The sequence below is a fragment of the Pseudomonas sp. SK3(2021) genome (assembly GCF_016772375.1).
Lineage (GTDB): Bacteria > Pseudomonadota > Gammaproteobacteria > Pseudomonadales > Pseudomonadaceae > Aquipseudomonas > Aquipseudomonas chlororaphis_I.
The window spans coordinates 2527180-2545842 of sequence record NZ_CP061943.1; the positions used below are offsets into that span (position 1 = coordinate 2527180).

Here is an 18663-nt window from a genome sequence, read left to right on the forward strand (position 1 = left end):
ACTTTCAGAGGTGCCCCATGAGCGAGCCGATTCGCCTGACCCAGTACAGCCACGGCGCGGGTTGCGGTTGCAAGATTTCTCCCCAGGTCCTGGAGGTGATTCTGGCCGGCAGCGGCGCGCAGAACCTCGACCCGAAACTCTGGGTCGGCAACGCCTCGCGTGACGACGCGGCGGTGTACGCCATCGACGAAGAGCGCGGCGTGGTCTCGACCACCGACTTCTTCATGCCGATCGTCGACGACCCGTTCGACTTCGGGCGCATCGCCGCCACCAATGCCATCAGCGACATCTACGCCATGGGCGGCGACCCCTTGATGGCCATCGCCATCCTCGGCTGGCCGGTGAATGTGCTGGCCCCGGAAGTCGCCCGCGAGGTGATTCGCGGCGGGCGCGCGGTGTGCGACGCGGCCGGCATTCCCCTGGCCGGCGGCCATTCGATCGACGCCCCGGAACCGATCTTCGGCCTGGCCGTCACCGGCCTGGTGGAAAAACGCCACATGAAGCGCAACGACACCGCCACCGCCGGTTGCCTGCTGTACCTGACCAAACCCCTGGGCATCGGCGTGCTGACCACGGCCGAGAAGAAGGGCAAGTTGCGCAGCGCCGACGTCGGCCTGGCCCGTGACTGGATGTGCACCCTGAACAAGCCCGGCAGCCGCTTCGGCAAGCTCGACGGCGTGACCGCGATGACCGACGTCACCGGTTTCGGCCTGCTCGGGCACCTGGTGGAAATGGCCGACGGCAGTAACCTGACCGCACGCATCCACTACGATCGCGTGCCGCGCCTGCCTGGGGTCGAGTACTACCTGGACCAGGGCTGCGTACCGGGCGGCACCCAACGCAATTTCGACAGCTACGCCAACAAGCTCGGGCGTATCCAGGCCCTGCACAAGCTGGTGCTGTGCGACCCGCAGACCAGCGGCGGGCTGTTGATCGCCGTCACTCCCGAGGGCAACGCAGCCTTCCTCGCGCTGGCCGCCGAGCTGGATCTTGCGCTGGCGCCGATCGGCGAGCTGGTGGAACGACAGAGCAACGCGGTCGAGGTGATCTGATGCCCATCGATATCACCGACTACCGCGAAATCTTCCTCAACGACCGGCCGATGATGGACACCCGCGCGCCGATCGAATTCGCCAAGGGCGCCTTTCCCGGCGTGGTCAACCTGCCGTTGATGAACGACCACGAACGGCAACGGGTCGGCACCTGCTACAAGCAGCAGGGCCAGCAGGCGGCGATCGTCCTCGGTCATCAACTGGTGTCCGGGGCGATCAAGGCCGAACGCATCCAGGCCTGGGCCGACTTCGCCCGGGCCCACCCCGACGGCTACCTGTACTGCTTCCGCGGCGGCCTGCGTTCGCAGATCGTCCAGCAGTGGCTCAAGGACGAGGCCGGCATCGACTACCCGCGGGTCGGCGGCGGCTACAAGGCCATGCGTACCTTCCTGCTCGACACCCTCGAAGACGCAGTGGCCGAGTGTGATTTTGTCCTGCTCGGTGGCATGACCGGCATCGGCAAGACCGAGGTGCTCAACCAACTGGCCAACGGCCTGGACCTGGAAGGCCATGCCAACCATCGCGGCTCCAGTTTCGGCAAGCGCGCCAGTGGCCAACCGTCGAACATCGACTTCGAGAACCGCCTGGCGGTGGACATCCTGAAAAAGCGCGACCGCGGCATCGCCGGGTTCGTGCTGGAAGACGAGAACCGCATGATCGGCAGCTGCGCCTTGCCGTTGCCGCTGTACCAGGGCATGCAGGGTTTTCCCATGGTCTGGCTGGAGGATGGCCTGGAGGGGCGGATCGAGCGGATCCTGCGCGACTACGTGATCGACCTGTGCGCGGAGTTCGTCGCGGTGCATGGCGAGGACGGCTTCGCGCGGTTTTCCGAGCGCCTGCTGGAAAGCCTGAACAACATCCGCAAGCGCCTCGGTGGCGAGCGCCACCAGCGCCTGTACCAACTGCTGGAGGCCGCCCTGGCCGAGCAGGCCCGCAGCGGCAGCGTGGACCTGCACCGGGCCTGGATCGAAGGGTTGCTCAAGGAATATTACGACCCGATGTATGCCTTCCAGCGCGAAAGCAAGGGCGCGCGCATCGAGTTCGTCGGCGAGCAGGCGGCGGTGCTGGAGTATTTGCGCGAGCGGGCCCGCCAGCGCGGCTGAGCCGATGGAAGGGCGGGGCCTTTGGCCCCATCGCGAGCAAGTTCGCTCCTACATGGACGGCGCGGAACCCTGAGCGAGCTTGCTCGCGATGACGTCCGTAAGGACGCCATCAAGCCATGCTTACAACAGCGCCGCGCCAATCAACCCGCACACCACGCCAATCAGCATGGTCAGCCCGGCCACGGTCACCAGCACCCGGGCGTCGAAATCCTTGCGCAGCATCAGCAGCGACGGCAGGCTGATGCTCGGCAGGGTCATCAGCAAGGCCACCGCCGGGCCGGTGCCCATGCCCAGGGTCATCATGGTCTGCACGATGGGGATTTCCGCGGCGGTGGGAATCACGAACAGCGTGCCGACGATCGCCAGCGGCACCAGCCACAGCAGGCTGTCGCCAATGGCACCCTCGACATGGGGGAACAGCCAGACCCGCGCCGCGCCCAGTACCAGCACCGCCAGCACATAGATTGGAATGGTGCTCCAGAACAGCTGCCACAGGCTGCGCGCCCAGCGGCTGAAAAAGGCGCCGTCGTTAGCCGTGCTGGCGTCGACCACGGCTTCCACCGCTGCCTCCGGCAATTGCTCGGGACGGGCGATGCGCTGGGCCACCAGCGACACCCCCAGCACCAGCACGACGCCCGCCACCAGCCGCAGCGCGGTAAAGCCCCAGCCGAGGACAAAACCCATGAACACCAGGGTCGCCGGGTTGAGCACCGGATTGGCGATCCAGAAGGCCAGCGCCGCGCCGACCGAGACATTCTGCCGACGCATGCTGGCGGCCACGGGCGCGGCGCAGCAGGAGCACATCATGCCCGGCAGGGCGAACAACCCGCCGCGCAGGGTCGAGCCGAGGCCGGCGCGGCCGAACAGGCGCAGCAGCCAGTCCCGCGGGATCAGCACTTGCAGCAGCGAGCCGAGGATCACCGCCAGCACCGCGGCTTTCCAGATCGCCAGGAAATACACCTGGGCATAGGCCAGGGCGGCGCTCAAGGGCGAGGAGGGCTGGTCGTTGATGATCGAGGCGCCGATGCTGTGGCTGTCGGCGGCGATAAAGGCCTTGGCGTAGTAGGGCGACCACTTGACGAAGTAGAGGCCGACGCACGCCACCAGGACGAACAGGGCGGGTTTCCACCAGAACGACCAGCCCCGGACGGGGCTGGCAGGGGCAAGGCTGGGCATCGAGGTTATTCCGGACAAAGACAATAAGCCGGCAATCTTAGCGCAGTGGCCCGGTCGGCGCCGAGCCTGGTGTAGCCGCTGCCGCAGGCTGCGATCGAGCGGCACGCTCGTGGGGGGCTTGCGGGCGCTGGAAATCCCGCGGGTTTATCGCAGCCTCGCGGGCTCGGCAGCGGCTGCAAGGACCAGGCTGGTGCCCGGTGCATCAGGTCGGGCAGTTTTCCTCGCCGTTATCCAGGCCTTGTTTGTAGCTGCGGCTGTCGAGGGTGGCCTTGCCGTTTTGCCAGGTCAGGGTCAGCACGTAGAGCGAGTCGAAATCGTTGGAGGCCCAGTCGTCGGTGATGGTGCGTTTTTCGCCGACGGCTTCCCGCGCCACCTTGTTGATCAGCTCCGGCAGGTAGCCGTGGGACCAGGCGGTGTAGATGATCGAGTTGTGGTAGCGGTCGTGCAGCAACTCGTCGGCCAGTTCGCTGGTGTCGTTGGCCGAGAACTCGATGTTCACCGGCAGGCCGAGCTTGATGGCGCTGGGGCTGATGGTCATCAGTGGGCGGATGTAGCTGTAGGAGTTGTCGAGCTCGCCTTCCTCGACATTGCGCGTCGGGTTGGCGGCGAACACGTAGTTGGCCTTGCCGAATTTTTCCGGCAGCAGGGACGCCAGGTCGATGGCGCGGTTCAGGCCCTGGCAGTTGAGCTGGCCGAGGCCGCCGGCGGGTTTCTCCGCGTGGCGCAGGAAGATCAGGGTCTGGGTGCCGTCCACCGGCTGGGCGCGACTTTCACTGGACTCCAGCGACAGCAGCAGCGCACTGGTCAGCATCAGCGCCGGAAAAAATACGTAGGACCGGCGTTGCAGGCGTTGGGTGAAACTCAGCAGATTCTTCATTTGATTGTGGGTACTTCAGCGCAATCGGTTAAGGCTGACAAACCTTTCCACGGCGAGCTCCCGGCTTCGCGTGGTTTTCCCTGTCGTTGAACGAGTGTTCTGCCCGCAGGCAGTGCTCTGAGTCCCAGGACGCATTTTGGTTCGATCCAGGCCTGGGGCTGCGAGCGTGGGCCCGTTACTTTATCCGCACCGCTGTCTGGCTGCCGGGAAGCTTAACCACCGGATGTTTCGAATTTAAGAATGCGCGCCGCGAACCGATGCCTGTAATCTAGCGCCGTCGCCGCCCGGCCCGGGGCCACGGCCTTTCATCTGACTGTCATTGGAAGCCTGTCATGACCGATCTCTCCGCATTCCCCATCACCCAGAAATGGCCTGCGCAGTACGCCGACTGGATTCAGCTGTATTCCTTGCCGACCCCCAACGGCGTCAAGGTCTCGATCATGCTCGAAGAGATCGGGTTGCCTTACGAGCCGCACCGCGTCAGTTTCGAAACCGATGACCAGATGTCTCCCGAGTTTCTCTCCCTGAACCCGAACAACAAGATCCCGGCGATCCTCGACCCCCACGGTCCGGGCGACCAGCCGCTGGCGCTGTTCGAGTCGGGGGCGATCCTGATCTACCTCGCGGACAAGAGCGGGCAACTGCTGGCCCAGGAGTCCGCCGCGCGCTACGAGACGATCCAGTGGCTGATGTTCCAGATGGGCGGCATCGGCCCGATGTTCGGCCAGCTGGGCTTCTTCAACAAATTCGCCGGCAAGGACTACGAGGACAAGCGTCCGCGCGACCGTTACGTCGCCGAGTCCCGCCGCCTGCTGAGCGTGCTCGAAGGCCGCCTGCAAGGCCGCGACTGGATCATGGGCGAGCGCTACACCATCGCCGATATCGCCACCTTTCCCTGGGTGCGCAACCTGATCGGCTTCTATGAAGCCGGCGATCTGGTGGGCTTCAAGGACTTCCCCAACGTGCAGCGCGTGCTGGAGCGTTTCCTCGCGCGCCCGGCGGTGATCCGCGGCCTGGAAATTCCCAAGCCGGTTTGATCGCTCTGCACCTTGTAGCCGCTGGCGAAGCCTGCGATCGGCGACGCAGTCGTCGTAAAAAGGACCAACGCGTTGTGCCAGACAGGGCGCGTCGTCAGGTTCTACGACGACTGCGTCGCCGATCGCAGCCTGCGGCAGCGGCTACAGGTTTCCATGCTTGAGGTCAGGCCGCTTTCAGGTCTGACCACGTTCATTCAGACAAGGACCGGTAATGAGCCGATTCGATTTCAAGCAGGTGGATGTCTTCAGCGACCAGCCGCTCAAGGGCAACCCGCTGGCGGTGGTGTTCGGCGCCGACCCGTTGAGCGACGCGCGCATGGCGGCGTTCGCCAACTGGACCAACCTCAGCGAAACCACCTTCATCCTCGAACCCCGGGACCCGCGGGCCGACTACCGCCTGCGGATATTCACCACCCTGCAGGAGCTGCCGTTCGCCGGCCATCCGACCCTGGGCAGTTGCCATGCCTGGCTGGAAGCCGGCGGCGTGCCCAAGGGCGAGGAGATCGTCCAGGAGTGCGCGGTGGGCCTGGTGCGCATTCGCCGCAACGGCGCGGGGCTGGCGTTTCTCGCACCGCCCTTGCTCAAGTCCGGCCCGGTGGAGGCCGGGTTGCTGGAGCAGGTGCGCCAGGGCCTGAGGCTGGCGCCCGGCGCCATAGTCGATGCGCAATGGGTGGACAACGGTGCCGGCTGGCTGGCGGTGTTGCTGGCCGAGCGCGGCCAGGTGCTCGACCTGCAACCCGACTTTTCTCAGCTCAAGGGCCTTGCGGTGGGGGTGATCGCCCCCTGGAACCCCGAGCGCGATGGCGACGCGGCGCAGTTCGAAGTGCGCGCCTTTATCGCCGGCGACGGTATGCCGGAAGACCCGGCCACCGGCAGCCTCAACGCCGGCATCGCCCAATGGCTGCTGGGGGCGGGCCTGGCGCCGGCGTCCTACGTGGTCAGCCAGGGCCTGAGCATGGGCCGGGCCGGGCGCATCCAGGTCGAGCGGATCGGCGATGAAATCTGGATCGGCGGGGCGGCGGTGACCTGTATCGAGGGCAGCCTGAGCCTGTAGGCGAGGGTGCCTGCCCGATCAGGATTCGCGGGCAAAAAAATGCTGCCCAGGGTGGTTAATGCCCGTCATTGTCGGCGCGAGCTTGCTCGCGATGGTGGTGAACGATACCGCGTCCCTACTTGAGTAAACGCGGTGCGCTTGAGTCCATCGCGAGCGAGCTCGCTCCGACAATTTCCAATGGATCGGCATTATCCAGGGGCAGCGTCAAGGAGAGCACGCGGTGCTGTTGGCGCCAGTGTCGCCACGCAACATGACAGCCTGATGACAGCGGGGCGGGCGAGGCCGGCGGCTTTCCGTCGAGCGGTGGCGGCGCTGTCATCTTGGCGTCATCGAGCCCATGGCAAGATCCCCGCCAACCCGTTCGAGGGCGCGGCAGGTGGTGGCCTGTCGTGGATGAATCTGCCAGGAATCCCCCTATGAAAGGCGACGCCTCTCTGTTCGCGGCCATTGATCTTGGGTCCAATGCGTTTCGCCTGATGATCGGCCAGCCGGTCAGGCACAGCCAGGGGTTCATGATCCAGGAAGTGAAGACCCTGCGCGAGCCGGTGCGTCTGGTCGAGGGCTTTCAGGAGGGCGCGCTGGACGAGTTGGCGCTGGACCGGGGCTGGCAGGCACTGGCGCGCTTTGGCAAGAAACTGCGCGGCTTCGAGGCCGGGCGGGTGCGGGCGGTGGCCACCAGCGCCGTGCGCGAAGCCGACAATGCGCCGCTGTTCCTGGCCAGTGCGGAGCGTCACCTGGGGTTTCGCATCGATGTCATCTCCGGGCATGAAGAGGCGCGGCTGGTGTACGCCGGCGTCGCCCATACCGTGCCGGGCAGCGAACGCATGCGGCTGGTGGTGGACATCGGCGGCGGCTCCACCGAGTTGATCCTGGGGCAGGGCGCCCAGCCCTTGCTGACCGAGAGCATCGCCATAGGCAGCGGGGCCTTCGGCGCGCGCTACTTCCCGGGCGGCGCAGTCTCGGCTCATGCCTTGCAGGAAACCGAGCGCCTGGCCAGCCTGAAGTTCGAGAAAGTCGCCCGGCGTTATCGCCAGCTGGGTTGGCAGCAGGCCATAGGCTCCTCGGGTACCGCCCGGTTCCTGGCCAAAGTGCTCAAGGCCAACGGCCTGAACGACAATGGCCAGGACGGCATCACCTACGGCGGGCTGTTGCGCCTGTCGTTGCGCCTGCTGGAGGCCGGGCATGTCAAACGCCTGAGGCTGGCGGGGCTGCAGTCCCATCGCCTGGGCATCCTGCCCGGCGGCCTGGCGGTGATGCTGGCGGCGTTCAAGGTGTTTGGCATCGCCCATATGACGCCTTCCGAGCCAGGGCTGCGCTTCGGCGTGCTGCATGGCCTGATATGTAACCACTGATTACCGAACGTTATCTGCCCAAAGGCTGGCTTTCCTTTAGCCAGATGTTCCCGCCAGGGTGTTCCGTCGCTCTACTTCAATCCTTCACCAGCCGCGCCGCGATCAACCGACGGGGCCAGGCCTGCACGCCGTCGCCGCGCCATTCCTCGGTCGAGAAACGACTGTCATAAAAAGTGCGATTTCCCGCGGCACTATCCCAGCAGTCCGAAAACAGGGGAATGAACCATGAGTGACAAACGCCGCGTGCTGTTCGTTTGCGCCAGGAATGACGCCCGTTCACTGATGGCCGAAGCGCTGCTGCGCCACGCCGACGTCGAACACTTCGACGCCTTCAGCGCCGGCCTGGAGGCCAGCGAGATTGACCCGCGTACCCTGGAGTCTCTCGAACATATCGGCATCGGCACCGAGGGGCTGCGCAGCAAGGCCCTCGACGAGTTCGCGGGGCAGCAGTTCCACTATGTCATCACCCTGTGCGACAAGTCCTCGGAAGAGGCCGCGCGCATGCCGTCTTCCGGCGAGGTGATCGTCTGGAACTTCGAGGACCCGGTCACCAGCGACAAACATGAACCGTTCCGCCATACCCTCCAGGAAATCCACGATCGGCTGCATAGGTTCATCACGGTGAAAACCCGTTCGTGATGGGTTGGGATCGTAGATCGCCTTTCGTTGAATCGCCGATCCTCTCGCGCTGAATAACCGATCCTCCCCGAGTCGACATTCCCCAGGCAGACCCTTGGCGGGAGCGCCCGGCCCTGGGTTCTTTCCGCTGGCGGTCGCCGACCGCCAGCCGTCTACACTTAAGCGCAGGCCACACAGGGCGGCAGCCCTGGGCGCATTCAACCGGTACCACAACAACAATAGTCTCGGGAGAAACCTGATGTTCACAGCACTGCGTCGATTCAGCCGCGGCATGGCCATTGCCGCCAGCCTCGCCACGCTCACCCTCGCGACCCCGACATTCGCCCTGGATACGGTCAAGTTCATGGCCCCGGGCTCCGTGGGCGGCGGTTATGACCAGACCGCGCGGGTTTTGGGCAAGGCCTTGCTCGAGGCCGGCACGGCCAAGTCCGTGACCTTCGAGAACAAGGGCGGAGCCGGCGGCACCCTGGGGCTGGCACAGTTCGCCAACAGCACCAAGGGCGACCCGAATGCGCTGCTGGTGGTGGGGGCGATCATGGTCACCGCGGTGGAGCAGAACAAGCCGCAGATCAGCCTCAAGGACGTGACGCCGATTGCCCGGCTGTTCACCGAATACAACGTGCTCGCCGTGCGTGAGGAGTCGCCCTACAAGACCCTCGCGGAGCTGCTCAAGGACTTCAAGGCCAACCCGGCCAGCATCAAGTGGGGCGGTGGCTCAAAAGGCTCCATCGACCATATCGGCATCGCCGAGCTGGCGAGCAAGATGGACGTGCCGGTGAACAAGGTGAACTACGTCGCCTATGCCGGCGGCGGCGAAGTGGTGGCCGCGACCCTGGGCGGGCACATCACGGTGATCACCGGCGGTTATGCCGAGCTGGCCAAGTATGTGCAGTCCAAGCAGTTCCGCTTGCTCGCCATCGGCGCTCCGGAGCGCGTTCCCGGCATCGACGCACCGACCCTCAAGGAGAATGGCTACGACGTGATCATCGGCAACTGGCGCGGTGTCTATGGCGCGGCCAACCTCACGGCCGAGCAGCGCAAGCAAGTCACCGACGCGGTCCTGGCCGCCACCGACAGCAAGGTCTGGCAGGACAATGTGCAAGCCAACGCCTGGTCGCCGAGCATTCTCACCGGCGATGAGTTCGGCACGTTCGTCGACGAGGAACACCAGCGCCTGCGGGCGATGCTGGTCAAGGTCGGGCTGCTTTGAGATGGCCGGGCGCAGCAGGGTCGTGCCGTCGCAGTTGGCGATTGGCCTGGGGCTGATCGCCATCAGCCTGGTGCTGGTCATCGGCGCCTTGCGCTTTCCGCCCGAGATGGGCTTCGTCATCCTCGGTGCCCATGTCTATCCCTGCGCCGTCGGCGCCTTTCTGGGCGCCGTGGGCCTGTTGTTGAGCTACCAGGCCTGCACCGGTGGTTTTCGCGAGCTGGGCGCATCCAGCGACGACAGCGCCCAGGCCCAGCCCGGCGGCAGGCTGGGGGCGGCCTGGGTCACCGCCGGCCTGGTGGCGATTGCCATGCTGATCAACCTGATCGGTTTCGTCCTGGCCGCCGGCTTGCTGTTCGCCTGCTCGGCACGGGGTTTCGGCAGCCGGCGTCCGCTGCGTGACCTGGCCATCGGCATCGCCCTGACCCTGCCGATCTACTGGCTGTTCAACGCCGGGCTGGGCGTGGCCCTGCCACCCCTGGTCAACGCCTGGATCTGAGCCGGGCCGAAGGAGGTCACACGGTGGACATTCTCTTGAGCCTGGCGACAGGTTTCTCCGCGGCGCTGGCGCCGATCAATCTGCTCTGGGGCTTTATCGGCTGCCTGCTGGGTACGGCAATCGGCGTGTTGCCGGGGATCGGCCCGGCGCTGACGGTGGCCTTGCTGCTGCCGATCACCGCCAAGGTCGATCCCACCGGTGCGCTGATCATGTTCGCCGGGATCTATTACGGCGCGCAGTTCGGTGGCTCGACCACCTCGATCCTGCTCAATACCCCGGGCGAGTCGTCGTCCATGGTCACCGCCCTGGAAGGCAACCTCATGGCCCGCAACGGCCGCGCCGGACCGGCCCTGGCCACCGCGGCGATCGGCTCGTTTTTCGCCGGCACCGTCGCCACGGTGTTGCTGACGCTGTTCGCCCCCCTGGTCGCCATGCTGGCGCTGAAGTTCGGCCCCGCGGAGTATTTCGCGATCCTGGTGCTGTCCTTCACCACGGTCTCGGCGGTGCTCGGTGCGTCCATGCTGCGCGGTTTCGCTTCCCTGGGGATCGGCCTGGGCATTGGCCTGATCGGCCTCGATTCGACCTCGGGCATTGCCCGCTACACCCTGGGCGTTCCCGAACTGGTCGATGGCATCGAAGTGGTGCTGGTGGCGGTCGGTCTGTTTGCCGTGGGGGAGGCCTTGTACAGCCTGCTGTATCAGAAGGAGGAAGCATGCGGCCGGCATCGCCTGACCTCGTTGTGGATGACCCGCGCCGACTGGAGGCGCTCGATTCCCGCCTGGCTGCGGGGCACCCTGATTGGCTTTCCGTTCGGCTCGATCCCGGCCGGTGGCGCGGAAATCCCGACCTTCCTGTCCTATTCCACCGAACGCAAGTTGAGCAAGCACCCGCAAGAGTTCGCCGCCAGCAAGGGGCAGGGCGCCATCGAAGGGGTGGCCGGCCCCGAGGCCGCCAACAACGCCAGCGCCACCGGTTCCCTGGTGCCGCTGCTGACCCTGGGCATTCCGACCTCCGCCACCGCGGCGATCCTGTTGGCGGCGTTCCAGAACTACAACCTGCAGCCGGGGCCGCTGCTGTTCCAGACTTCCGGCGACCTGGTCTGGACCCTGGTGGCTTCGCTGTATATCGGCAACCTCATCCTGCTGGTGCTGAACCTGCCGCTGGTCGGGCTCTGGGTGAAGCTGCTGCAGATCCCCCGGCCGTACCTCAATGCCGGGATCCTGGTGTTCGCCTCCATCGGCGTGTATGGCATGCGCCATTCGTCCTTCGACCTGTTGCTGATGCTGGCGATCGGCTGGGGCGGGGTGCTGATGCGGCGTTTCGATTTTCCCGTCGCGCCGGTGATCGTCGGCATGCTGCTGGGGCCGATGGCGGAAAAACAGCTGCGCAACGCCTTGTCCATCAGCCAGGGCGACTGGTCGATATTCGTCACCCAACCCATAGCCGCGGCCTTCCTCGGGTTGACCTTGCTGGTGTTGGTGGTGCCCCACCTGCTGCACGCCCGGGGCATCAAACTGCACGAGGACGATTGAGCACACGGCGCTGCATGCCAGCCGGCGTGGCACGACACTTCAGAACGTCATGGCAGGCCCCTGGGATGGGGCTGCCAGGCGGTTTGCGTCCTGGAGCATTGCCTGCAACAGAGCCGATCCGGGGGCGGTGCCGAGGCACTGACCCGGCGAGCGGTGCTTTCTGCCCTTTCGATACGCGGCAAGTGAAGGCACAATGCGCATCCTTTTTTTGGCTGGCCTGGCCGGAGGCCTCGAAATGATCAAAACGCCGTACTACCTCATCGACAAACAGAAACTGCTCGGCAACATGCAGAAGATCGCCTATGTGCGCGAGCAGTCCGGCGCCAAGGCCCTGCTGGCGCTCAAGTGCTTCGCCACCTGGTCGGTGTTCGACCTGATGCAGCAGTACATGGACGGCACCACCTCGTCGTCGCTGTACGAGCTCAAGCTCGGCCGGCAGAAGTTCTCCGGCGAGACCCACGCCTACAGCGTGGCCTGGGCCGACGATGAAATCGAAGAGATGCTCGACAACTGCGACAAGATCATCTTCAACTCCATCGGCCAGTTGCAGCGCTTCGCCGCGGCGTCCGAGGGCAAGGTCCGCGGTCTGCGGGTCAACCCCCAGGTGAGCAGTTCCGATTACCTGCTGGCCGACCCGGCGCGTCCGTTCAGCCGCCTGGGCGAGTGGGACCCGGTGAAGGTCGAGGCGGTGATCGAGCAGATCACAGGCTTCATGTTCCACAACAACTGCGAGAACAGCGACTTCGGCCTGTTCGACCAGATGCTGGGCACCATCGAGGAACGTTTCGGCCACCTGCTGCACAAGGTCGAATGGGTCAGCCTCGGCGGCGGCATCCACTTCACCGGCGAAGGCTATGCCCTGGATGAGTTCTGCGCGCGCCTCAAGGCGTTCTCCGAGAAGTACGGCGTGCAGGTCTACCTGGAGCCGGGCGAAGCGGCGATCACCCAGAGCGCCTCGCTGGAAGTCACCGTGCTCGACACCCTCTACAACGGCAAGCACCTGGCGGTGGTCGACAGCTCCATCGAGGCGCACATGCTCGATCTGCTGATCTATCGCCTCAATGCCAAGCTGGCGCCCTGCGCGGGCGAACACACCTACATGGTGTGCGGCAAGTCTTGCCTGGCCGGAGACATCTTCGGCGAGTATCAATTCGATCGTCCGCTGGCCATCGGCGATCGGCTGTCGTTCGTTGACGCGGCGGGTTACACCATGGTCAAGAAAAACTGGTTCAACGGCCTGAAAATGCCGTCCATCGTAGTGAAACAACTCGACGGTAGTGTCGAGGTGGTTCGTGAATTTGGGTTCGAAGACTACCTGTCCAGCCTCTCGTAAGCTGGCGGAAAGGAGAGATAAAGAAATTGAAGAAGAACGTTCTTATCATTGGTGCAGGAGGTGTCGCCAAGGTGGTGGCCCACAAGTGCGCGCAGCACAACGACGAACTCGGTCGTATTGCTATCGCGTCGCGCAACATCTCCAAATGCCAGGCCATCATCGACAGCGTCAAGGCCAAGGGCAGCCTCAAACAGCCCGCGCAAATCAACGCCTATGCGCTCAATGCGCTGGATATCGAGGCGACCAAGGCGCTGATCCGCGAGACCGAATCGCAGATCGTCATCAACGTCGGTTCCGCCTTCCTCAACATGTCGGTGCTGCGTGCCTGCATCGATACCGGCGTGGCCTACCTGGACACCGCCATTCACGAAGAACCGGGCAAGATCTGCGAGACGCCGCCCTGGTATGGCAACTACGAGTGGAAGCACCTCGAGGAATGCCAGCAGAAGAACATCACCGCCATTCTCGGCGTGGGCTTCGACCCGGGTGTGGTCAACGCCTATGCGGCCCTGGCCAAACAACAGTATTTCGACCGCATTGAGTCGATCGACATTCTCGACGTCAATGCCGGTTCCCATGGCAAATATTTCGCCACCAATTTCGATCCGGAAATCAATTTCCGCGAATTCACCGGACAGGTGTGGAGCTGGCAGAGCAACCAGTGGACCAGCAACACCATGTTCGAAGTCAAGCGCACCGACGACCTGCCGGTGGTGGGGGCGCAGAACCTGTACCTGACTGGCCACGATGAAGTGCACTCGCTGTCGAAGAACCTCGACGTGCCCAACGTGCGCTTCTGGATGAGCTTCGGCGAGCACTACATCAACGTCTTCACCGTGCTCAAGAACCTCGGCCTGCTCTCCGAACAGCCGGTCAAGACCGCCGAAGGCCTGGAAGTGGTGCCGCTGAAAGTGGTCAAGGCCGTGCTGCCCGATCCCGCCTCGCTGGCGCCGGGCTACACCGGCAAGACCTGCATCGGCGACCTGGTCAAGGGCACCAAGGACGGACAGCCGCGCGAAGTCTTCATCTACAACGTGGCCTGCCACGAAGAAGCCTTTGCCGAAACCGACAGCCAGGGCATTTCCTACACCGCGGGCGTACCGCCGGTGGCCGCGGCCCTGCTGGTGGCCCGTGGCGAATGGGACGTGCAGCGCATGGTCAACGTCGAGGAGCTGCCGGCCGAGCCGTTCCTCAAGGCGCTGGACGTGATGGGCCTGCCGACCCGGGTCAAGGACGAGAACGGCGACCGTCCTTGGAACTGATTCGCTCCCCGCTGTAAAAAACCAGGTGCGCTCATTTGGGCGCACCTGGCTCTCGATTCCCGCTCCCCCTCCTGCCATGACAACGGCGTCCTGCCTTCAACCTCAGGCGCGCGACTGTATCCGACTGATTCCAGAAGCAAGCCTGCATCGAGGCAGTGTGCCGCCCGTTGCCTGGAGGCCTATCGGCAGTTCCGGATCAAGCACCTGGCCCGCAGCAAGGGCGTGCAGCGCCTGAAGACGGACATCCCCCTGCAGAAAAGCACCGAACTGCCGGTGTGACACTCGTCGGTTACCTGGAAGGAAAGGGCCCGTCAGCGATACTCAAGGGTCGGGACGACACCCCTCCAGAGGATGACCAGGATGAAAAAACACACCCGCGACGCCACGCCGGCGCAGCAGAGCAGCGCGGCCTCCCGGCTGATAGACGGGCGCATCGAGGCGCTGGGCGATTGGCGCGGTGAGATGCTGGCCCGGGTCCGGGGGCTGATCAGGCTGGCCGACCCGCAGGTGGTCGAGCAGTGGAAGTGGCGCGGGGTGCCGGTGTGGTCCCATGGCGGCATCCTCTGCACCGGCGAGACCTACAAGAACGCGGTGAAGCTGACCTTCGCCAAGGGGGCCGCGCTGGACGACCCGACGGGCCTGTTCAACGCCAGCCTCGAAGGCAATACCCGACGGGCGATCGACTTGCATGAGGGGGACAGCCTCGACGAGGCCGCCTTGAAGGCACTGATCCTGGCGGCCGTGGCGCTCAACAGCGCGCGCTGAGCGCGCCTTGCCGGTCATGATGGATTCACGGCCGGCAAAAAAAGCCCCTTGCCGGTTTCCCGGCAAGGGGTTGGCTGGCCTGGGTCATTCGCCTTTGATCTGCACGACCTTGTCCGCATCCAGGGCGGCGGGTTTTTTCGGCAGCGAGATGCTCAGCACGCCTTTGCTGAAGCTCGCCTCGATCTTCTCGGCATCGACCCCTTTGGGCAGGTTGAACACCCGCTCGAAGGAACCGTAATGACGTTCGCTCAAGTAGTAGCCTTTTCTGTTTTCTTGCGTTTCCTCTTTCTTTTCACCCTTGATGATCAGGCTGCCGTCGGAGAGTTTGACCTCGATATTCTTCTGATCCATGCCGGGCAATTCGGCAGTGATTTCGAAGCTTTTATCTTTCTCGGTGATGTCGACGGCAGGCATGCCACGGCCGATCAGTTCGCGCCGCCAGAACGGATCCACATCGAACAGCCCCCGGCCGAAGGGAGACAGGCCGGAGCCGCGATTGAAGTCATCGAACAGGTGATCGACCTGTTGCCGCAGTTTTTCCAGAGGTTGCCACAGGTCGCTCATGCTCGAGCGCCGGGTGGCCTTGTCTTCAGTCTGGATCGGCATTTTTTTAACGGAGTTGGCCATTTTTGCTTCTCCTCCTGGGTTGGGGGCGGGCCGCGAGCCTTCCCTGGGGCGACCCGCCACGACAGAACGGCAACCGGGCCCGCAGGCCTGCAAGCCCGGTTTTCCCGCCCACGACAGCCATCCCGCGAACCTGCTGCCAAGGGGCTCGATGTGAGTGCATCGAGGATGCCCGGCAGGCGATCCGCCAAGGGCCGCCTCCATGGGGCGGGCGGTCCTGCACACGCGAGCAATACCTGCCGCCGGCGCTGGCCTTCATGGCTCGCGCGAACGGCTCGGGCGTGTATTAGTTAGATCGAAAATAGGCCCGACAGTTGCACCTCGGGCCATTTGCCTGACAGGCGTAACCGCCCGCGTTCACGGGCATTGTTACCAAAGCGTAAATACAGTCTTGGCGACGCGGTGTTTGTGCCGGTCGCGGCTTCGGGCATAAGCTTCGCTCTTTTTAGCTGCGGTCGTTATCGCGCCCAGCCTTGTCTCACGTGGCCTGCCCTGAGGAAATCCCATGTCCAGCCAGTTCCCCCAAGCCCGTCCCCGTCGCCTGCGCCGTTCTGAGCAGATGCGCAGCCTGTTCCAGGAAACCGAGTTCACCCTCAACGACCTGGTGCTGCCGATTTTTGTCGAGGAAGAGATCGACGATTTCGTGCCGATCAAGAGCATGCCAGGGGTGATGCGCATTCCGGAATCGAAGCTGGCCGGGGAGATCGAGCGTTACGCCCGCGCCGGGATCAAGTCGGTGATGACTTTCGGTGTGTCGCACCACCTGGACAGCAACGGCAGCGACACCTGGAACGACAACGGCCTGGTGTCGCGCATGTCGCGGATCGCCAAGGACGCGGTGCCGGAGATGATCGTGATGTCCGACACCTGTTTCTGCGAGTACACCGACCACGGCCACTGCGGCGTGCTGCACGGCCATGAAGTGGACAACGACCAGACCCTGGTCAACCTCGGCAAGCAGGCGGTGGCCGCGGCCCGTGCCGGCGCCGATGTGATCGCGCCGTCGGCGGCCATGGACGGGCAGGTCCAGGCCATCCGCCGCGCCCTGGACGAGGCCGGTTTCACCCAGACCGCGATCATGGCGTACTCCACCAAGTTCGCCTCGGCGCTCTACGGTCCGTTCCGCGAAGCCGGCGGTAGCGCATTGAAGGGCGACCGCAAGAGCTACCAGATGAACCCGATGAACCGCCGCGAAGCGGTGCGCGAGTCCTTGCTGGACGAACAGGAAGGTGCGGACTCGCTGATGGTCAAGCCGGCTGGCGCTTACCTGGACATCATCCGCGACATCCGCGAAGCCTCGCGCCTGCCGGTGACGGCGTACCAGGTCAGTGGCGAGTACGCGATGATCAAGTTCGGCGCCCAGGCCGGGGCCATCGACGAGGCGCGGGTGGTGCGCGAAAGCCTGGGTTCGATCAAGCGCGCCGGGGCCGACCTGATCTTCACCTACTTCGCGATGGACCTGGCGCTTGCCGGGATCTGACGTCTCCCGGCTGAGCCCTCGCGGGCTCTATCGCGAGCAAGCTCGCTCCTGCAGGGTCGGCGCTGTGCCGTGTAGGAGCGAGCTTGCTCGCGATGACGTCAGTCGGCACGGTATGCCTATCGCGCCTGGCTCCCCTCACAGCGTGATCTTGCGCTCCTCGAAATACCGCTCCATGACCTTCGGGTCCGCCGATTTTTCCGCCAGCGCCACGTAAGTGTCCGGCCGCAGCAGGTAGAAGCCGTTGCGCGCCAGGCCGGCGGCCTGGTGCGCCGGTTCCCAGTCGAACACCGTCAGCGGCAGTTGCCGCTCGGCGCACCAGGCGCGCAGGGCATCGCTGGCGACGCCGTACACATGCACCTGCCACCCCAGGTGGTCGAGGCTGGCGAAGTTGTCGCTGACGGCGCCATGGGCCCAGGGCAGGCGATCGCCGCCGTGGACATGGCCGGCGCTGCCGCAGCTCAGGGGCATGTCGCGGTAGTTGAGGGTGATCTGCGACACCGTGCGGAACAGGAACTCGCGCGCCGCCTCCACCGCGGTCACCTTGGGAATCAGCAGCGGCGCCAGGCGGGTGCGCAGCAGGTTGGCGATCGGCCCGTCGGCGGTGACGAAGCTGAACACCCGGTCGGTGGTGGCCACCAGGCGCCGGGCGAATTCGATGCGTTCGAACTCATAGGTCGCCAGCAGGTGCTCCTCGGCCTTGCCGCTGAGCACCGCGGCGAGTTTCCAGGCCAGGTTGATGGCGTCGCCGATCCCGGTGTTCATGCCCTGGCCGCCGGCCGGGCTGTGCACGTGGGCGGCGTCGCCAAGCAGGAAGGCGCGACCGTTGAAGAAGCGCTCGGCCACCCGATGATGCACGCGGTAGGTGGAGAACCAGTTGACCCGGTCGACCTGGACCTTGAGGTTGTCCATGGCGCGCCGGCTGACGTCCTCGAACTTCAGGGTTTGCGCCTGCTCGGCGCGTTCGTCGCGCACCGTGCCGATCAGCCGTGCCCGGCCTTCGCCGGCCAGCGGAAAGACCGCGAGGAAATCCGCCTCGTCGAGGTCGGCGTGCAGCTCGCCATTGAGCGCCGGGCCCCGGGCGTCGACATCCGCCACATAAAACACTTGCTGATAGGTGCCGCCGGGAAAGTCGATGCCCAGGTTCTTGCGCACCGTCGAGTGGGCACCGTCGCAGCCAGCCAGGTAGAAGGCCTGGCAGGTTTCCTCCTGGCCGTCGGCGCCACGCAGCTGGGCGCTGATCAGGTGGCCGTGGTCGGTGAAGCTCAGCAGTTCGGTCTGGCGCTCGACCGTCACGCCGAAACGCTGCAGGCGCTCGATCAGCAATTGTTCGTGCTGGTCCTGCGGGTAGATTTCCAGGAAGGGGTAGGGCGTCAGGTCCGCGCCGATGCTGCTCAGGGGCAGGTGGGCGGCCTGTTCGCCCTTGACCCAGAGGTTGGCGGCCGGCACCCGGTGACCCTGGTCGAGGATGGCCTGGGTCAGGTCCAGCTGGCGGTACAGCTCAAGGGTCCGGGCCTGCACCGCCAGGGCCCGGGAGGTGGTGCCGGGGCCGGCGGTCTGGTCGAGGATGCGCACCTTGACCCCCTGCCGGCTCAGCCACAGCGCCAGAACCAGGCCGGTGGGGCCGGCGCCGATGATCAGTACGTCGCTGCGGTTCATGTCCTTGCCCTCGTC

At 65.0% G+C, this 18663-nt stretch carries 17 protein-coding genes; 13 read left to right on the top strand and 4 right to left on the bottom strand.

From position 1 onward, the window contains the following. The first annotated feature begins 17 nt into the window (after positions 1 to 17). Positions 18 to 1052 (top strand): selenide, water dikinase SelD, encoded by a 1035-nt coding sequence (gene selD / locus IF690_RS11545; protein ID WP_202700137.1) that lies wholly within the window; start codon positions 18 to 20, stop codon positions 1050 to 1052. Beyond that, positions 1052 to 2155, top strand: coding sequence for a tRNA 2-selenouridine(34) synthase MnmH (gene mnmH, locus IF690_RS11550; RefSeq protein ID WP_202700138.1), 1104 nt, complete (start codon positions 1052 to 1054; stop codon positions 2153 to 2155). The genes selD and mnmH overlap by 1 nt, the downstream gene beginning before the upstream one ends. A 120-nt stretch (positions 2156 to 2275) precedes the next feature. Here the strand turns inward: mnmH and IF690_RS11555 are convergent, their stop codons facing one another. Together IF690_RS11555 and IF690_RS11560 are read right to left on the bottom strand one after the other, a co-directional pair. After that, positions 2276 to 3331, bottom strand: coding sequence for a permease (locus IF690_RS11555; RefSeq protein ID WP_202700139.1), 1056 nt, complete (start codon positions 3329 to 3331; stop codon positions 2276 to 2278). 202 nt (positions 3332 to 3533) lie between these two features. Continuing rightward, positions 3534 to 4208: a hypothetical protein gene (locus IF690_RS11560; RefSeq protein ID WP_023968726.1), complete on the bottom strand. Its 675-nt coding sequence runs from the start codon at positions 4206 to 4208 to the stop codon at positions 3534 to 3536. A gap of 332 nt (positions 4209 to 4540) precedes the next feature. Here IF690_RS11560 and IF690_RS11565 point away from each other — a divergent pair, with 332 nt between their 5' ends. From IF690_RS11565 to IF690_RS11610, 10 genes are all read left to right on the top strand, one after another. Next, a complete protein-coding gene (locus IF690_RS11565) occupies positions 4541 to 5245 on the top strand; it encodes a glutathione S-transferase family protein (RefSeq protein ID WP_202700140.1) in 705 nt (234 codons plus the stop codon). A 211-nt stretch (positions 5246 to 5456) separates the two neighbouring features. After that, positions 5457 to 6299 carry a PhzF family phenazine biosynthesis protein gene (locus IF690_RS11570; RefSeq protein WP_202700141.1) on the top strand — a complete coding sequence of 281 codons (843 nt, stop codon included), beginning with the start codon at positions 5457 to 5459 and terminating at the stop codon, positions 6297 to 6299. A gap of 416 nt (positions 6300 to 6715) precedes the next feature. Next, on the top strand, positions 6716 to 7651 hold the full coding sequence (locus tag IF690_RS11575; protein ID WP_202700142.1) for a Ppx/GppA phosphatase family protein: 936 nt from the start codon (positions 6716 to 6718) through the stop codon (positions 7649 to 7651). A 225-nt stretch (positions 7652 to 7876) separates the two neighbouring features. Next, positions 7877 to 8290 (top strand): arsenate reductase ArsC, encoded by a 414-nt coding sequence (locus IF690_RS11580; protein WP_202700143.1) that lies wholly within the window; start codon positions 7877 to 7879, stop codon positions 8288 to 8290. Between the two features lie 238 nt (positions 8291 to 8528). Beyond that, positions 8529 to 9500, top strand: coding sequence for a Bug family tripartite tricarboxylate transporter substrate binding protein (locus IF690_RS11585; RefSeq protein ID WP_202700144.1), 972 nt, complete (start codon positions 8529 to 8531; stop codon positions 9498 to 9500). 1 nt (position 9501) lies between these two features. Then, positions 9502 to 9996: a tripartite tricarboxylate transporter TctB family protein gene (locus IF690_RS11590; protein WP_202700145.1), complete on the top strand. Its 495-nt coding sequence runs from the start codon at positions 9502 to 9504 to the stop codon at positions 9994 to 9996. Between the two features lie 23 nt (positions 9997 to 10019). Then, the gene (locus tag IF690_RS11595; RefSeq protein WP_202700146.1) at positions 10020 to 11528 is read left to right on the top strand and encodes a tripartite tricarboxylate transporter permease; all 1509 of its coding nucleotides are present in this window, start codon (positions 10020 to 10022) and stop codon (positions 11526 to 11528) included. A gap of 235 nt (positions 11529 to 11763) precedes the next feature. Further along, positions 11764 to 12861, top strand: coding sequence for a carboxynorspermidine decarboxylase (locus tag IF690_RS11600; RefSeq protein WP_202700147.1), 1098 nt, complete (start codon positions 11764 to 11766; stop codon positions 12859 to 12861). Between the two features lie 26 nt (positions 12862 to 12887). Next, positions 12888 to 14123 (top strand): saccharopine dehydrogenase family protein, encoded by a 1236-nt coding sequence (locus IF690_RS11605; RefSeq protein ID WP_202700148.1) that lies wholly within the window; start codon positions 12888 to 12890, stop codon positions 14121 to 14123. Between the two features lie 360 nt (positions 14124 to 14483). Beyond that, positions 14484 to 14888, top strand: a complete 405-nt coding sequence (locus tag IF690_RS11610) for a DUF1801 domain-containing protein (protein ID WP_202700149.1) — start codon at positions 14484 to 14486, stop codon at positions 14886 to 14888. A gap of 84 nt (positions 14889 to 14972) precedes the next feature. Here IF690_RS11610 and IF690_RS11615 read toward each other — a convergent pair whose 3' ends face one another. Next, a complete protein-coding gene (locus tag IF690_RS11615) occupies positions 14973 to 15515 on the bottom strand; it encodes an Hsp20/alpha crystallin family protein (protein WP_202701392.1) in 543 nt (180 codons plus the stop codon). 502 nt (positions 15516 to 16017) lie between these two features. On the opposite strand from IF690_RS11615, the gene hemB reads away from it, so the two are divergent. Continuing rightward, a complete protein-coding gene (gene hemB, locus IF690_RS11620; RefSeq protein ID WP_202700150.1) occupies positions 16018 to 16992 on the top strand; it encodes a porphobilinogen synthase in 975 nt (324 codons plus the stop codon). 135 nt (positions 16993 to 17127) lie between these two features. On the opposite strand, the gene IF690_RS11625 is transcribed toward hemB, so the two are convergent. Further along, positions 17128 to 18648 carry an FAD-dependent oxidoreductase gene (locus tag IF690_RS11625; protein ID WP_202700151.1) on the bottom strand — a complete coding sequence of 507 codons (1521 nt, stop codon included), beginning with the start codon at positions 18646 to 18648 and terminating at the stop codon, positions 17128 to 17130. Between the last annotated feature and the right edge of the window lie 15 nt (positions 18649 to 18663).

Bases quoted from the DNA above. Each gene is read 5' to 3' on its own strand.
- selD (WP_202700137.1), top strand. From the start codon at position 18: ATGAGCGAGCCGATTCGCCTGACCCAGTACAGCCACGGCGCGGGTTGC.
- IF690_RS11625 (WP_202700151.1), bottom strand. From the start codon at position 18,648: ATGAACCGCAGCGACGTACTGATCATCGGCGCCGGCCCCACCGGCCTG.
- IF690_RS11565 (WP_202700140.1), top strand. From the start codon at position 4,541: ATGACCGATCTCTCCGCATTCCCCATCACCCAGAAATGGCCTGCGCAG.
- IF690_RS11590 (WP_202700145.1), top strand. From the start codon at position 9,502: ATGGCCGGGCGCAGCAGGGTCGTGCCGTCGCAGTTGGCGATTGGCCTG.
- hemB (WP_202700150.1), top strand. From the start codon at position 16,018: ATGTCCAGCCAGTTCCCCCAAGCCCGTCCCCGTCGCCTGCGCCGTTCT.
- IF690_RS11575 (WP_202700142.1), top strand. From the start codon at position 6,716: ATGAAAGGCGACGCCTCTCTGTTCGCGGCCATTGATCTTGGGTCCAAT.
- mnmH (WP_202700138.1), top strand. From the start codon at position 1,052: ATGCCCATCGATATCACCGACTACCGCGAAATCTTCCTCAACGACCGG.
- IF690_RS11600 (WP_202700147.1), top strand. From the start codon at position 11,764: ATGATCAAAACGCCGTACTACCTCATCGACAAACAGAAACTGCTCGGC.
- IF690_RS11580 (WP_202700143.1), top strand. From the start codon at position 7,877: ATGAGTGACAAACGCCGCGTGCTGTTCGTTTGCGCCAGGAATGACGCC.
- IF690_RS11555 (WP_202700139.1), bottom strand. From the start codon at position 3,331: ATGCCCAGCCTTGCCCCTGCCAGCCCCGTCCGGGGCTGGTCGTTCTGG.
- IF690_RS11585 (WP_202700144.1), top strand. From the start codon at position 8,529: ATGTTCACAGCACTGCGTCGATTCAGCCGCGGCATGGCCATTGCCGCC.
- IF690_RS11615 (WP_202701392.1), bottom strand. From the start codon at position 15,515: ATGGCCAACTCCGTTAAAAAAATGCCGATCCAGACTGAAGACAAGGCC.
- IF690_RS11570 (WP_202700141.1), top strand. From the start codon at position 5,457: ATGAGCCGATTCGATTTCAAGCAGGTGGATGTCTTCAGCGACCAGCCG.
- IF690_RS11610 (WP_202700149.1), top strand. From the start codon at position 14,484: ATGAAAAAACACACCCGCGACGCCACGCCGGCGCAGCAGAGCAGCGCG.
- IF690_RS11560 (WP_023968726.1), bottom strand. From the start codon at position 4,208: ATGAAGAATCTGCTGAGTTTCACCCAACGCCTGCAACGCCGGTCCTAC.